14 protein-coding genes are annotated in these 12,929 nt (G+C 52.3%); 2 read left to right on the plus strand and 12 right to left on the minus strand.

From position 1 onward, the window contains the following. Positions 1–392 precede the first annotated feature (392 nt). From mtaB to IM700_RS04525, 6 genes are all read right to left on the minus strand, one after another. The gene (mtaB, locus tag IM700_RS04500) at positions 393–1,736 is read right to left on the minus strand and encodes a tRNA (N(6)-L-threonylcarbamoyladenosine(37)-C(2))-methylthiotransferase MtaB (protein ID WP_193416389.1); all 1,344 of its coding nucleotides are present in this window, start codon (positions 1,734–1,736) and stop codon (positions 393–395) included. 3 nt (positions 1,737–1,739) lie between these two features. Next, positions 1,740–2,504: a 16S rRNA (uracil(1498)-N(3))-methyltransferase gene (locus tag IM700_RS04505; RefSeq protein ID WP_193416390.1), complete on the minus strand. Its 765-nt coding sequence runs from the start codon at positions 2,502–2,504 to the stop codon at positions 1,740–1,742. A gap of 85 nt (positions 2,505–2,589) precedes the next feature. Beyond that, positions 2,590–3,273: a site-2 protease family protein gene (locus tag IM700_RS04510; protein WP_155605603.1), complete on the minus strand. Its 684-nt coding sequence runs from the start codon at positions 3,271–3,273 to the stop codon at positions 2,590–2,592. Between the two features lie 6 nt (positions 3,274–3,279). After that, positions 3,280–4,245, minus strand: a complete 966-nt coding sequence (gene prmA, locus IM700_RS04515; protein WP_193416391.1) for a 50S ribosomal protein L11 methyltransferase — start codon at positions 4,243–4,245, stop codon at positions 3,280–3,282. Between the two features lie 113 nt (positions 4,246–4,358). Beyond that, positions 4,359–4,538 carry a YfhD family protein gene (locus tag IM700_RS04520; RefSeq protein ID WP_155605605.1) on the minus strand — a complete coding sequence of 60 codons (180 nt, stop codon included), beginning with the start codon at positions 4,536–4,538 and terminating at the stop codon, positions 4,359–4,361. A gap of 38 nt (positions 4,539–4,576) precedes the next feature. Continuing rightward, positions 4,577–4,945 (minus strand): hypothetical protein, encoded by a 369-nt coding sequence (locus IM700_RS04525; RefSeq protein ID WP_155605606.1) that lies wholly within the window; start codon positions 4,943–4,945, stop codon positions 4,577–4,579. Between the two features lie 204 nt (positions 4,946–5,149). Between IM700_RS04525 and IM700_RS04530 the strand changes: the two genes are divergently transcribed. Next, complete coding sequence (locus IM700_RS04530) at positions 5,150–5,584, plus strand: hypothetical protein (protein ID WP_193416392.1); 435 nt, start codon at positions 5,150–5,152, stop codon at positions 5,582–5,584. Between the two features lie 3 nt (positions 5,585–5,587). After that, entirely contained in the window at positions 5,588–5,869 is a 282-nt protein-coding gene (locus IM700_RS04535; protein ID WP_155605608.1) for a YxcD family protein, read from the plus strand. 55 nt (positions 5,870–5,924) lie between these two features. Here the strand turns inward: IM700_RS04535 and dnaJ are convergent, their stop codons facing one another. The 6 genes from dnaJ to hemW form a co-directional block, all read right to left on the minus strand. Further along, positions 5,925–7,049: a molecular chaperone DnaJ gene (gene dnaJ / locus IM700_RS04540; RefSeq protein WP_193416393.1), complete on the minus strand. Its 1,125-nt coding sequence runs from the start codon at positions 7,047–7,049 to the stop codon at positions 5,925–5,927. A gap of 206 nt (positions 7,050–7,255) precedes the next feature. After that, positions 7,256–9,097 carry a molecular chaperone DnaK gene (gene dnaK, locus IM700_RS04545; RefSeq protein WP_193416394.1) on the minus strand — a complete coding sequence of 614 codons (1,842 nt, stop codon included), beginning with the start codon at positions 9,095–9,097 and terminating at the stop codon, positions 7,256–7,258. Positions 9,098–9,157: 60 nt separating this feature from the next. Next, on the minus strand, positions 9,158–9,784 hold the full coding sequence (grpE, locus tag IM700_RS04550; RefSeq protein WP_418888762.1) for a nucleotide exchange factor GrpE: 627 nt from the start codon (positions 9,782–9,784) through the stop codon (positions 9,158–9,160). A 46-nt stretch (positions 9,785–9,830) separates the two neighbouring features. Further along, positions 9,831–10,859: a heat-inducible transcriptional repressor HrcA gene (gene hrcA, locus IM700_RS04555; protein WP_155605611.1), complete on the minus strand. Its 1,029-nt coding sequence runs from the start codon at positions 10,857–10,859 to the stop codon at positions 9,831–9,833. Positions 10,860–10,965: 106 nt separating this feature from the next. Next, complete coding sequence (locus IM700_RS04560; RefSeq protein ID WP_155605612.1) at positions 10,966–11,433, minus strand: N-acetyltransferase; 468 nt, start codon at positions 11,431–11,433, stop codon at positions 10,966–10,968. A 176-nt stretch (positions 11,434–11,609) separates the two neighbouring features. Then, a complete protein-coding gene (hemW, locus tag IM700_RS04565; RefSeq protein ID WP_193416577.1) occupies positions 11,610–12,785 on the minus strand; it encodes a radical SAM family heme chaperone HemW in 1,176 nt (391 codons plus the stop codon). Positions 12,786–12,929: the final 144 nt, after the last annotated feature.

A 12,929-nucleotide genomic window follows, 5' to 3' on the forward strand; every position in this document is an offset into this window, starting at 1 on the left:
CGCTCCCGGGTTACCTGCTAAACCTAGAGAACGTGAGATCGGCTGAGGCGCTCCTGCCGCTGTTCCCTTCGGGAATGCGCTTGACGTTGGCTCATGGAACGCTTTTCCCCCTTCGGGGCCGTCTTACTTCTTGCGCTCCAGGGTTACCTGCTAAACCTAGAGAACGTGAGATCGGCTGAGGCGCTCCTGCCGCTGTTCCCTTCGGGAATGCGCTTAACGTGGGCTCGTGGAACGCTTTTCTCCCTTCGGGAATGCGCTTGTTACCTTCCATGTCACTTGTTAATTATAGGCGCAGCGTACTCATACTTCCAATTCGCCCTTATGTAACAACAAGGATTTCAACCCCCGGCGGGGTGAAATCCTTGGCTCATGCCCGATGGCGGGCGCAAGTATTAAGCTAGAGCTTGCGAGGCTTCGTCTAGGACGCGGACCCATTGGCCTTCGCTGGTGTTGACGTCCGCTTGGGTTAGCTTGACGCGGCACACTTTGCCGGTCAGGTCCGGGGTGCCCGGGAAGCGGATTTGCAAGTAGTTATCGCTGAAGCCAGTCACGAAACCGTCCCCGGCGGTGCCTTTCTCATCCCTCTCCGGGATGACGTCCAGCACCTGGCCGACGAACTTCTCGGCATATGCGAGTTGCATTTGCTCGGACAACTCGATCAACTCATGCACGCGGGCATGCTTCACTTCCTCGTCGACTTGGTCCTCCATCCGCGCGGCTGGCGTTCCGCTCCGCTTGGAATAAGGGAACACGTGCATCTCGGAGAAGCCGATGCGTTTGATTGCCTCGAAGCCCTCGCGGAACAGCTCATCCGTTTCCCCGGGGAAGCCAACGATGATATCCGTCGTAATGGCAACGTCCGGCATGAAATCGCGGATCATTTTGATTTTATGCTCAAACTCTTCGATGGTGTACTTTCTTCTCATACGCTTCAATACTTCGTTGCTGCCTGCTTGCAGAGGGATATGGAAGTGGCGGCACATTTTCGAGGAATTCTTCAACACCTCAAGCATACGCTCGTCGATTTGGCTTGCTTCGATCGAACTGATCCGGATGCGGCCAAGGCCTTCTACTTTGTCCAAATCCCAAAGCAAGTCGGATAAACGGTAGTTTTCGAGATCATCCCCGTATCCGCCTGTATGGATGCCCGTCAGGACGATCTCGTTGTACCCTGCGGCGACTAACTGACGCGCTTGTTGGATAACACTTTGCGGGTCACGGCTGCGCGACAAGCCACGAGACCATGGGATAATACAGAAGGTACAGAAGTTGTTGCAGCCCTCCTGGATCTTCAGGAACGCACGGGTATGATCGGCGAAATTTGGCACGTCCAGCTCTTCGAACTCCCGCGTTTTCATGATATTGCGAACTGCATTAATCGGCTTGCGCTGCTCTTGAAGCTGCTTCACGTAAGGGATAATCTTGTCCCGGTCCTGCGTCCCAATGACCAAGTCTACGCCGGGGATGTCCAAAATCTCCGCAGGCGATGTCTGCGCGTAACAGCCGGTCACCGCTACAATAGCGTCCGGATTGCGGCGCACGGCACGCCGAATAATTTGACGGCTCTTCTTGTCGCCGGTGTTCGTAACGGTACAGGTATTGATTAAATAGACGTCAGCGGCCGATTGCTCGAAATCAACCTGCTCGTAGCCTTCGTTTTTAAATAGCTGCCAAATGGCTTCGGTATCATAGAAATTAACTTTACAGCCCAAGGTGTAAAAGGCGACGGTTGGCATCGCTCAATCCCCCCCCATTTCTCCGGATTCATACATGATGCAAGTTAGGGCAGCCATAGCAGCCGTTTCGGTACGTAGAATACGTCGGCCTAAACCAACGGATACTGCACCGGCGGCTTCGGCTTCCCGTACTTCAGCTTCGGTAAAGCCGCCTTCGGGTCCAACTACAACGGCGACATTGACCTTCATATCAGGCGTCAGCTCAGTGACGAATGGCTTTAATACGTCCCGAAGCTGTCTGCCGTCTTCTTTCTCATAACACAAGCATACCAGATCGTAGCCCGGCAGCGCGGCCAGCAGTTCTTCCCATTTGACCGAAAGCTCGACAACCGGAATTTTGCTGCGATGCGCCTGCTCGGCGGCTTCTTTGGCGATTTTCTGCCAGCGGGCGAGCCGTTTCTCTTCCTTCTTGCTATCGTATTGCACCACCGTGCGTTCGGATAGAAAAGGAAGAAACGAAGCGGCTCCAATCTCCGTGCACTTCTGGATCACCGTTTCCATCTTGTCACCTTTCGGCAAGCTCTGGGCCACGGTCACCTGCAGCCACGGTTCTCCCGATCCCGTCAGTTCCTCTATAATCGTCGCAGTTACTTGCTGCGGCTCGATGAATGTAATCTCCGCGAGGACTTCACGGGAACCCCCGTCGCTCACGATCAGCTTATCGCCGGGCTTGGAACGCATCACCCTGCCGATATGGCGGGCATCCTCGCCGACAATGGTCACTTCCCGATCGCCAAATTGCATGGGCTCCACAAAATAACGCTGCATAGTATCATCCTCATCGTTCATGGTTCAAAATCGCCAAACTACATCATACAACTTTTGAAACCCTGTTTCCAGTCCTTCTTCCGCCCTACGCGCCGAACATGGCAAGGAACAAATGGGCGAACTGAAAATAGATCGCCTCGGCCGCATTATACAGCGGCGAGATCGTATAACGCTGCATTCCTGGAACGATCAGGATCACCAAGAAAATCAATACCGACCACTGTTCATATTGCTGCAGTTTGCCCAACATTCGACGCGGTACAACATCTTCCAGGATCCGATAGCCGTCCAGCGGCGGTAAAGGAATCAGGTTGAATAAAAATAAGAAAAAGTTCATGACGGTAAACAGATTAAAGAATATCAATACGGCTTGAAACAGCTTCTCGTTCGTAATCGAATCCAGAACGCCAAACTGAGCCAACATCACGTAAACCAAGGTCCCGAGAACGCCCAACAGCAAATTGCTGAGCGGTCCCGCAACCGATACGATCACGCCCATTATGCGCGGCTTGCTGAAGTTATCACGGTTTACCGGCACGGGCCGGGCCCACCCGAAGCCGGCGATGAGAAGCAGAATAATGCCCAGCAGATCGAAATGGACAGCCGGATTCAACGTAACGCGTCCCAACAGCTTGGCGGTAGGATCACCGAATTTATTGGCAAAATAAGCGTGCGAAAATTCATGCAGCGTAAAAGCGATCACCAGGGTGATCAAATAAAAGGGAAGCTGGTCTAGCGGAAACCTCAATATTCGGTCTAACCATTCCATATACTGTTACCTCTTTCTCGCCACAAAAGCTACCCAATCCTCATCCCGGGCTGTCCGTTCCAATTCGAAACCCGCGGCAATCAGCGCTTCTTGTACGGCTTGTTCTTTGTTCTTATAAATGCCCGATGCGATATAGTAACCGCCGGACGCAAGTGCTTGGTATACATCCTCGATAAACAGCAAAATGATCTCAGCCAAAATATTGGCGACGACCACCCGTACGGGCAGCTTGACCTTAACTTCGGCGCTGCCTTCGCCTTTAAGGACGGACAACAGATCGCTTTCAACCACCTGGATTTGGTTCTCCAGACGGTTCAGTCGCGTGTTCTCCGTTGCACTGGATACGGCCACCGGATCCAGATCAAGCGCCAACACCTTGGAGGCGCCAAGCCGGCAGGCCCCGATCGCCAGAATGCCTGAACCTGTACCGACATCAATCACTTCGTCGCCATCTTGGATGATACTCTCAAGCGTACGCAAGCATAAAGATGTCGTTGGATGTGTACCCGTGCCAAACGCCATTCCGGGATCCAGTTCAATGATCTGCTCGCCCGGCCCAGGCATATAATCCTCCCATGTCGGTTTGATCGTCAGCTTCTCAGACACCCGCAGCGGCTTAAAATATTGCTTCCAGTTGTTGGCCCAATCGTCTTCGCTTACGTCCCGCACGGTGATAACCGCATCTCCGGGGTCGATCTCATAACTCTTAAGCTCCTCGATGCGTGCCCGGACTTCGGCGATGACTTCATCGATATTCAGTCCTTCCGGAAAATACCCGCTGATTTTGGCTTCCCCTTCGGGAATGTCGTTGGGCGGAATTTCAAACCATTGCCCCAGCGAAGTATCGCGAGGTTTATCGTTATCGACATGCTCTTCAATGGTCACCCCACCTGCACCCGCTTCATGCAGAAAGTTGGATACCATCTCCACCGCTTCTTCTGTCGTATGTATAGTTATTTCTTTCCAAATCATCGTATGATTTCCTCCTTGACTAACATGCATAAGTTTTATTGTACTATAGAATAAAGAACGTGACAAAGCAAAACGGAGGAGCCTCGATAAGACTCCCCCGCCTGCTACTACGGTTACAGCTTATATTGTCCCTGCTGGCGAGCGTCTGCTCGTTCACTGCGCTCCAGTGCCTCCCAGTCCTCCTGATCGGCTAAGTCATCGGCAAACTCTACATCGTTGTTATGTCCGATCGGCAGATTCTTTCCATTGGCGGAAACTCGCTTTGTTCGCCGATCCTCCTGATTTTGACTCATCAGAGGTTCATCTCCTTTAGGTTCAAAATGTCCATTTGTTAAATCAAGCCGCCTGCTTCTTCGATAATACGCAGCGCCTGATGGTGTATCGATTCATCGACGACGGCGGTCAACAGAATATCATGGCCGGTTGGGCCGCCTTGTCCCCCATGGCTGAGTCCGCTCGCTGCCGGATCCGCTGCGGCGAGAATCCCTGCCGAACGGTTGGTGATCGCCGCATCCTGGGTCACCGCCGCCAAGCTGGATATGCTTCCCGTTACCGGGTTCATCGGATCGTAACCCTCGCCGGCATAACGGCTGAAACGGTCGATCGACATATCCTCCACCCGCAGCGCACTTAATTTGCGGGCTACCCCCTCGGCTTCCTCCGGGCTTTTGAAATAGGCCAAAACATTCTTTTCAGCCATTCTTCCTCCCTGCCTTTCGTTTTACGCTTCAATGAAGCTGCACCCTGCACAGCCCATTATTCCGTAGGATGTAATCTTGGCCTTGGCTTTATGCAAATTTTGTTCCAGGCCTGTTTATTTTAAATTTGAAACGTTGAACGAACTTGTCCGTATTACTTGCTAGGGAACAGAACATACTTACTTGCATAGGAGGGTTCATGCACCATGTTAAAAAGAGTGATGCTGCTCATGATGGCCTTTACCGTATTCTTCACTTTCACTGCCCCGGACTTTGCCGATGCAAGACGCGGCGGAGGGTTTAAATCCGGGCCGCGTACCTATAAACCAACTCCGAAAAAACCGGCACAAAGCGAGTACCAGAACACGACGGGTAACCGGACGGGAGCTACGACAGGGACTCCGACGACGAACCGGGGATTCTTCAGCGGCGGCAGCTTTATGCGCGGGATGATGATCGGCGGTTTTGCCGGTCTGCTGTTCGGTGGGTTGTTTGGCAACATGGGCTTCTTTGGCAATCTCTTAGGGTTAGCCGTAAACCTGTTGGCCATCTATGTCATTATTATTGCCGTCACGGCCTTATACCGCCGGTTTAAGAAGCAACCGCGCCACGACGATTACCGGGGCGGAGGCCGACATTAAGCCATGATCCTCGGGATGGACGAGATCATTAACGCGATTTGCCTGCATACCGCTGAACGGACGGGCGTCCGCCCCACCGATGTGACGGTGGAACTCAGTTGGGATGAAGATACCGGTTATACCGGCGAGGTTTGGGTTAACGGCCGCAGCCGTTATATCGTTGAATCGAACATCATGGAAGCGATCATGGTGTACGTTCACCGGGAATATGGGATGCGAGTATTCCGGGAAGATATCCGGCTGGTGTTGGAGGAAGAAATCATGGCGGAGATCCAAAGCCCATAGCAAAAAAAAGGCGCGAACCGAGTTGAGTCCTCGGTTCGCGCTTTTTCATTGGGGATCAATCCCCGCGAAATGCTCGTTTCATTCGGTCAAAGAAAGATTGTTCATGCTCATGTGTCTGTTCGCCGTCCAGCGAAGCAAATTGGCGCAAAAGCTCCTTTTGCTCGTCGCTCAGCTTGCTTGGCGTCACGATAACCACTTTCACGTGCTGATCTCCCTGGCCAATCCCGCGCAGGCGCGGAACCCCTTTGCCTTTTAAGCGGAAATAGGTTCCGGTTTGCGTCCCGGCCGGAATTTTCAGCTTCACCTTCTCCGTCAGCGTCGGAATTTCGATCTCATCGCCAAGCGCAGCTTGGGCAAACGTTAACGGAACTTCGCAATAGATATCGTCGCCCTCGCGTTCGAAGAAATCATGCGTTTTCACGCGGATGACGATGTACAGATCACCGGCAGGACCGCCGCGCAGACCGCCTTCGCCTTCCCCAGACATCCGCAGTTGTGCCCCATCGTCAACCCCGGCAGGAATGCGCACATGAATTTTACGCTGTTTTTTCACTTTACCGCTGCCGGCACAGGTCGAACATTTTTCCTTGATGATTTGCCCTTTGCCGCCGCAGTTGCTGCAGGCCCGCCGATTAACCATACGGCCAAACGGCGTGTTCTGTACGACTTCCTGCTGGCCGGTACCGTGGCACACGGAGCAAGTAACCGGCTTCGTTCCGGGTTTAGCCCCGGTGCCAAAGCAGGTGTCGCAGTTTTCGGTGCGCGGAATTGTGATGTCCGTTTCCTTGCCGAACACCGCTTCCTTGAACTCGATCGTCATCGTGTATTGCAAATCGTTGCCGCGCTGCGGAGCGTTAGGATCACGCCGACCGCCGCCGCCTCCGCCGAAGAACATATCGAAAATATCCCCAAAGCCGCCAAAATCCCCGCCGGAAAAGCCGCCGCCCATCCCCTGATTCGGATCAACATGGCCGTATTGGTCATAACGCGCACGTTTCCCTGAGTCACTCAGGACGTCATACGCTTCTTTAACTTCTTTAAATTTCGCTTCCGCATCCTCCGCTTTATTGACGTCCGGGTGATACTGCCGGGCCAGCTTGCGGTAAGCTTTTTTGATTTCTTCGTCGGATGCGGTTTTACCGAGGCCCAGCACCTCGTAGTAATCGCGTTTTTCTGCCATTCTTCCACCCCCGTCTGTCGTCTTTTGATCACGAAGCAAATCGAGAAGTTAACCCGACATATAGTTAGATCACAAAGCAAAAACCCGATTTACCAGTCATTTTTTGATCACGGCAAAAGGAAAGTCAAAGCGCGGAGGCAGCCCGCACTTTGACCTTCCTGGTTGCCAAAGTCTATTCCCAAGACTCTACTGCTCTGTGAGTCATCTTAGCTTTGTTTCTTGTCTTCGTCAACCACTTCATAGTCGGCGTCCACGACGTTATCGCGGGTTTGACCGCCAGCGGATTCGGCTGCGCCTTCTGCTCCAGCTGCTTGCGAAGCCTGCTCATACAGCTTCACGGACAATTGTTGAACGATTTCGGTCAGCTTCTCCGAAGCCGCTTTGATTTGCTCGAGATCGTCGCTTTCCAGCGCTTTCTTCAGCTCTTCTTTGGCCGCATTAGCTTTGTCGGTTTCGGCTGCGTCTACTTTGTCGCCCAGCTCTTTCAACGTCTTATCAACGCTGTAGATCAATTGGTCGCCGTTGTTCTTCGCTTCAACCAGCTCTTTGCGTTTCTTGTCTTCTTCGGCATGCAGCTCGGCGTCCTTCATCATCTTCTCAACTTCCTCATCGCTCAAGCCGCTGGAGGAAGTGATCGTGATTTTTTGGCTCTTGCCGGTTCCTTTATCCGTTGCCGACACGTTTACGATCCCGTTCGCATCGATGTCGAAGGTAACTTCGATTTGCGGTACACCGCGTGGCGCGAGTGGAATGTCACCCAGCATGAAGCGTCCCAGTGTTTTGTTGCCAGCCGCCATCTCCCGTTCCCCTTGCAGGACGTGGATTTCTACGCTTGGCTGGTTATCGGCATAAGTGGAGAATACTTGCGATTTGCTTGTCGGAATCGTTGTGTTCCGTTCAATCATCTTCGTAAATACGCCACCGGCCGTTTCGATCCCGAGCGAAAGCGGAGTAACGTCGAGCAGTACAACGTCTTTCACATCGCCCGTCAGCACGCCGGCTTGCACCGCTGCGCCAAGCGCAACAACTTCGTCCGGGTTCACGCCTTTGTGCGGTTCTTTACCGGTCAATTTCTTAATTGCTTCCTGAACGGCTGGAATCCGCGTGGAACCGCCGACAAGAACGATCCGATCGATATCCGCAGGCGTCATCCCCGCATCGCTTAAGGCGCGGCGAGTTGGGCCGAGCGTACGCTCTACAAGATCCGCGGTTAATTCTTCGAATTTCGCGCGAGTCAGGTTAACCTCAAGGTGCTGCGGCACGCCGTCAACGACGGTGATAAACGGCAGGGAGATTGTTGTGGTCAATACGCCGGACAATTCCTTCTTCGCTTTCTCTGCCGCATCTTTCAAACGTTGCACTGCCGCTTTATCTTTGCTCAAATCAATTCCTTGATCTTTCTTGAATTCAGCCACCAGATAATCGATGATCTTCTGGTCGAAGTCATCGCCGCCGAGATGGTTGTCCCCGCTCGTCGCTTTTACTTCGAAGAAGCCGTCGCCTAGTTCAAGGATCGATACGTCAAACGTACCGCCGCCAAGGTCATACACGAGAATCGTTTGATCTTCCGCTTTTTCCAGACCGTATGCCAGAGCAGCTGCCGTTGGTTCGTTGACGATCCGCAGCACATCAAGACCTGCGATTTTGCCGGCGTCCTTGGTTGCCTGACGTTGGCTGTCGTTAAAATAAGCCGGGACCGTGATCACCGCTTGGGTGACGGTTTGGCCCAAATAGGCTTCTGCATCGGCTTTCAGCTTTTGCAGAATGATTGCGGAAATTTCCTGCGGCGTAAAATCTTTACCGTCGATCGATTCTTTATGGTTTGTACCCATATGCCGTTTAATCGATATGATCGTACGATCCGGATTGGTGATGGCTTGGCGTTTTGCCGTTTCCCCAACGATCCGTTCGCCGTCCTTCTTAAAGCCTACGACGGATGGAGTCGTACGCGCACCTTCCGGGTTAGGAATGACGACCGCTTCGCCGCCTTCCATCACTGCTACGCAGGAGTTGGTTGTTCCTAAGTCAATACCGATTACTTTACTCATTACGTTATGTCCTCCTTAATAGGTTAAATCATCTTAAATTACAAAGCAGGTTCAATCATCTCAGCCGCTGACTTTGACCATCGCCGGACGCAGTACCTTATCTTTCAAAAGATAACCCTTCTGTACCACTTCTACGACGATACCCTCTTCATGCTCATCGGATTCCACTTGCATGATGGCTTGATGGAACTCAGGGTTAAACGGTTGTCCTTCCGCTTCCATCGGAATCAATCCTTCGGCCTTAAGCACGCCTTCCAACTGGCGGAAGATCATTTCCACTCCCTTAATGTAGGAATTGGCGTCCGTGCTCTCTCCGGATGAGCTAAGCGCTCGTTCAAAGTTATCAATCACCGGCAACAGCTCGGTAATCAATTTGGCGGAGGCGTATTTCCCTAACTCTTCCTTCTCCTTAACCGTACGGCGACGGAAATTATCGAAATCGGCTTGCGTTCTTAGCAGCCGCTGCTGGTAATCCTCACTCTCTGCGCGCAGCTTCTCCAATTCGGCGGAAGCGCCGGCATCTGCGGTAACCTCTTCAGCAGCAATCTGCGGTTCATCGACAACCTCTTCCTGCCTCGCGTCAGGTTCCGGCGTTTGTTGCAGGTCCTCTTGCACGTTATCGTTCATGTTCGTTTCTTCCTCTACATTATGATTGATGTTATCTTGAATCGGTTGCGATTCCTTCAAGATGCTCACCTCCTTAACATGCAGCTAGATGAATCATTCATGCATGTTATGGCATCCGGGTCAGAAATTTGCTCAAATCTCTCGATAAAATCTCCAATATCCGAATGACCCTGGCGTATTCCATCCGAGTTGGTCCCAAAATGCCAATAGTTCCAACCGCTTCACCTTCCAGTTGATAGGTTGCCGTGATGAGACTGCAGTTGGCGAACGCTTCATGGTCGTTCTCGGTACCGATACGCACCTGAATCCCCGAACCCGCCGCCGCAGAGATCATTCTCGTCAAAGTTGGCGTCTCCTCCAGTAAATCCAAGATGCCTTTCACCTTGTCTACGTCACGGAACTCCGGCTGGGTCAGCATGTTCGTCGCCCCGCTCAAGAAGAGGCGTTGGCCTTCCGTGCCTGCGTCAAGCGCTTGATCCAACACTTTCATCAACTCTTCAAAATGCTCGATATGCCGCTGCATCTCTTGACCGATCTCGTTATACAAGGCGGACTTGAGCTTGTAGATCGGCACGCCGGTCAGCTTGCGGTTCAACAGATTGACCACCCGTTCCATCTCTGAAACGGACAAGCCAGCCGGAACGGATATCGTCTTGTTCTCCACTTGTCCCGTATTCGTCACGACGATGGCAACCGCCGTCGTCTCGTTCAGCGGCAAGAGTTGAAAATGCCGCAAAGACGTATGAAAAACTTCCGGCCCAAGCAGGATGGAAGTGTAGTTGGTCATTTGGGAGAGAATGGTCCCGGCATGTTGAATCATTAGTTCGGTTGCGTTCAGCTTCTCCGCGAAAAACGCTTTTAACGTTGTCAGTTCATCATTCGTTAGCAAATTCAACGGTGTCAGATGATCCACATAGTAGCGGTATCCCTTATGAGAAGGAATACGGCCCGCCGACGTATGCGGTTGCTCCAAAAAACCGAGTTCCTCCAAATCGGCCATTTCGTTACGGATCGTCGCTGGACTGTATCCAACATCGCCCCGCTTCGAAATGCTTCGGGATCCCACAGGCTCCGCCGAGCGAATATAGTCGTCTACGATAGCTGTTAAAATCATTCTTTGGCGTTCCGTCAACATGGCAATCCCTCCTGAGTAACCTCGATTTTTCGGTTCGTTAGCACTCAATGTCGTAGAGTGCTAATTACTAATACAAAAATACCAAACCGACCTGACGATTGTCAAGTCAGTCCAGTATCTTCAGAACAGCGATTTCGTCGCAGCAATGCTGCTTCGCGCAATTCACGCAGTCGGTCCACACTTTCTCCGGAAAGATCTCTTTATTAACAACCGCAAATCCGTTTTTCACGAAAAAGGAAACCTCATACGTGAGCGCCATCACCTTTGGGATCGCTTGTCTCCGCGCCTCTTCTACTAACTGCTCGACGAGCATGGAGCCCAGCCCCTTGCCTTTATGCCCTTCGGCAATCCCAAGCGAACGAATCTCGACCAACTCCTCGCCCAGCTTGCACAGCGATCCGCAGCCGACAACCTCGCCATCCACTTCCGCGACGACGAAATCCTTGATCTGGCGCTCCAGCACCGCCTGCGAACGCGGCAGCATAATGCCACGCTGGGCATACCCCTCAATCATCTTATATAATGGCTCGACGTCCGTTAAGTTCGCCTGTCTGCACACGGCAACCGCTGGCATGCTGTTTTCCCCCTCGATCACAAATCAAATAATATGAATAAATATACATTATGCGGTATAAAACTTCAAGAAAAATGTTTCACCGCCATGTCACGTTCAAAGTATATTCAGCGGAACGCAAAAAAGCAGCTTAGCTACTTCATAAATGAAGTGCAAGCTGCTTGATTCATCGGTTGCTATACGGTTAAAACACCGATAAACTCGGCAAATACCTCGTTTCCGAACAATACGCCTTGCTTGCTTAACCGGTAGCCTTCTCCATCCTCATGGGTCTCCAGCAAACCGGCGCTAAGCATCTTGTTGAGCGGCCGGGCAAACACGTCATCCAGCTCTTCGTCAAATTGCTTGCGGAAGTCCGCCTTGCGGATGCCGTCCAACATGCGAAGGCCTACCATCACGAAATCCTCCATCGCCTCTTCCCGGGACACGCCAAACTGCTCCAAGCGAGGAAGGCCTGCTTTCGCCGCTTCAACGTAAGGATTCACACCCTTGATATTGACGTGACGCTTGCGGCCAACATAACCGTGAGCGCCAGCACCCAGGCCGTAATAATCCTCGTTCTTCCAATAAGTAATATTATGCCGGCTGGCAAAGCCGGGTTTCGCAAAGTTGCTAATCTCGTACTGTTTGTACCCGGCCTGCTCCATCCGTTCCATCAGCAGGAGATACATATTCAGCTCCTCCTCTTCACTGGGGAGCGGAAGCTGATTTTTGTGGTACAGCGTATGGAACAGCGTGTTCTCTTCGACCTTCAGGCTATAGATGGAATAATGGGGTAGCCCGAGTTCCAGCGCCCGAGAAACGCTATAATCCAGCATCTCAACGGTCTGATTCGGCAGTCCGAACATCAAGTCGATGGACAGATTGTTAAGTCCGACGGCGCGCGCATTGTCCAGGCTCCGGTAAACGTCGTCCGTGTTATGAATCCGGCCGATACCGCTTAACAGTTCATTCTGGAACGCCTGCACGCCGAAGCTGACCCGGTTCACGCCGCCGTCTTTCATGACCGTCATTTTGTCCCGATCTGTCGTTCCCGGGTTGGCTTCCATCGTAAATTCAATATCGCTGGACCAATGGGGGAAATGGCGTCTGACCGATGCCAGGAAGAACTCCATTTCTTGCGGATTGAGTACAGTTGGCGTGCCCCCGCCTACAAAGATACTGCGGATTTCACCCGGTGGGGTCTGCTGAACCGTCCGTTCCATTTCTCGGTCCAAGGCGCGCAAATAGTCCATCACCGGCTGATCTTTCAGGACGTAGGAATTGAAATCGCAATAAAAGCACTTGTTCGTGCAAAACGGGATATGGATATATACAGCTTGCGGTGCGATGGATGGTTCGAGGTGCGTCATATCGCTGCCCGCCGCCGGGTTATGGATCGGCACTCCCTGCCCTGATCGGTTTGTCGTTTGGTTCATGGTCATGCCCTCCTCCGTAATTATCATGAATAATAGTAGAAAGGAAAGCCTGACGGCTTTCCTTCATCAAACGATTTG

The organism is Paenibacillus rhizolycopersici, from assembly GCF_014947195.2.
Classification (GTDB): Bacteria; Bacillota; Bacilli; order Paenibacillales; family Paenibacillaceae; genus Fontibacillus; species Fontibacillus rhizolycopersici.

Excerpts from the sequence above, each read along its gene's own strand:
- mtaB (WP_193416389.1), bottom strand. The coding sequence starts at position 1,736 with ATGCCAACCGTCGCCTTTTACACCTTGGGCTGTAAAGTTAATTTCTAT.
- IM700_RS04505 (WP_193416390.1), bottom strand. The coding sequence starts at position 2,504 with ATGCAGCGTTATTTTGTGGAGCCCATGCAATTTGGCGATCGGGAAGTG.
- IM700_RS04510 (WP_155605603.1), bottom strand. The coding sequence starts at position 3,273 with ATGGAATGGTTAGACCGAATATTGAGGTTTCCGCTAGACCAGCTTCCC.
- prmA (WP_193416391.1), bottom strand. The coding sequence starts at position 4,245 with ATGATTTGGAAAGAAATAACTATACATACGACAGAAGAAGCGGTGGAG.
- IM700_RS04520 (WP_155605605.1), bottom strand. The coding sequence starts at position 4,538 with ATGAGTCAAAATCAGGAGGATCGGCGAACAAAGCGAGTTTCCGCCAAT.
- IM700_RS04525 (WP_155605606.1), bottom strand. The coding sequence starts at position 4,945 with ATGGCTGAAAAGAATGTTTTGGCCTATTTCAAAAGCCCGGAGGAAGCC.
- IM700_RS04530 (WP_193416392.1), top strand. The coding sequence starts at position 5,150 with ATGTTAAAAAGAGTGATGCTGCTCATGATGGCCTTTACCGTATTCTTC.
- IM700_RS04535 (WP_155605608.1), top strand. The coding sequence starts at position 5,588 with ATGATCCTCGGGATGGACGAGATCATTAACGCGATTTGCCTGCATACC.
- dnaJ (WP_193416393.1), bottom strand. The coding sequence starts at position 7,049 with ATGGCAGAAAAACGCGATTACTACGAGGTGCTGGGCCTCGGTAAAACC.
- dnaK (WP_193416394.1), bottom strand. The coding sequence starts at position 9,097 with ATGAGTAAAGTAATCGGTATTGACTTAGGAACAACCAACTCCTGCGTA.
- hrcA (WP_155605611.1), bottom strand. The coding sequence starts at position 10,859 with ATGTTGACGGAACGCCAAAGAATGATTTTAACAGCTATCGTAGACGAC.
- IM700_RS04560 (WP_155605612.1), bottom strand. The coding sequence starts at position 11,433 with ATGCCAGCGGTTGCCGTGTGCAGACAGGCGAACTTAACGGACGTCGAG.
- hemW (WP_193416577.1), bottom strand. The coding sequence starts at position 12,785 with ATGACGCACCTCGAACCATCCATCGCACCGCAAGCTGTATATATCCAT.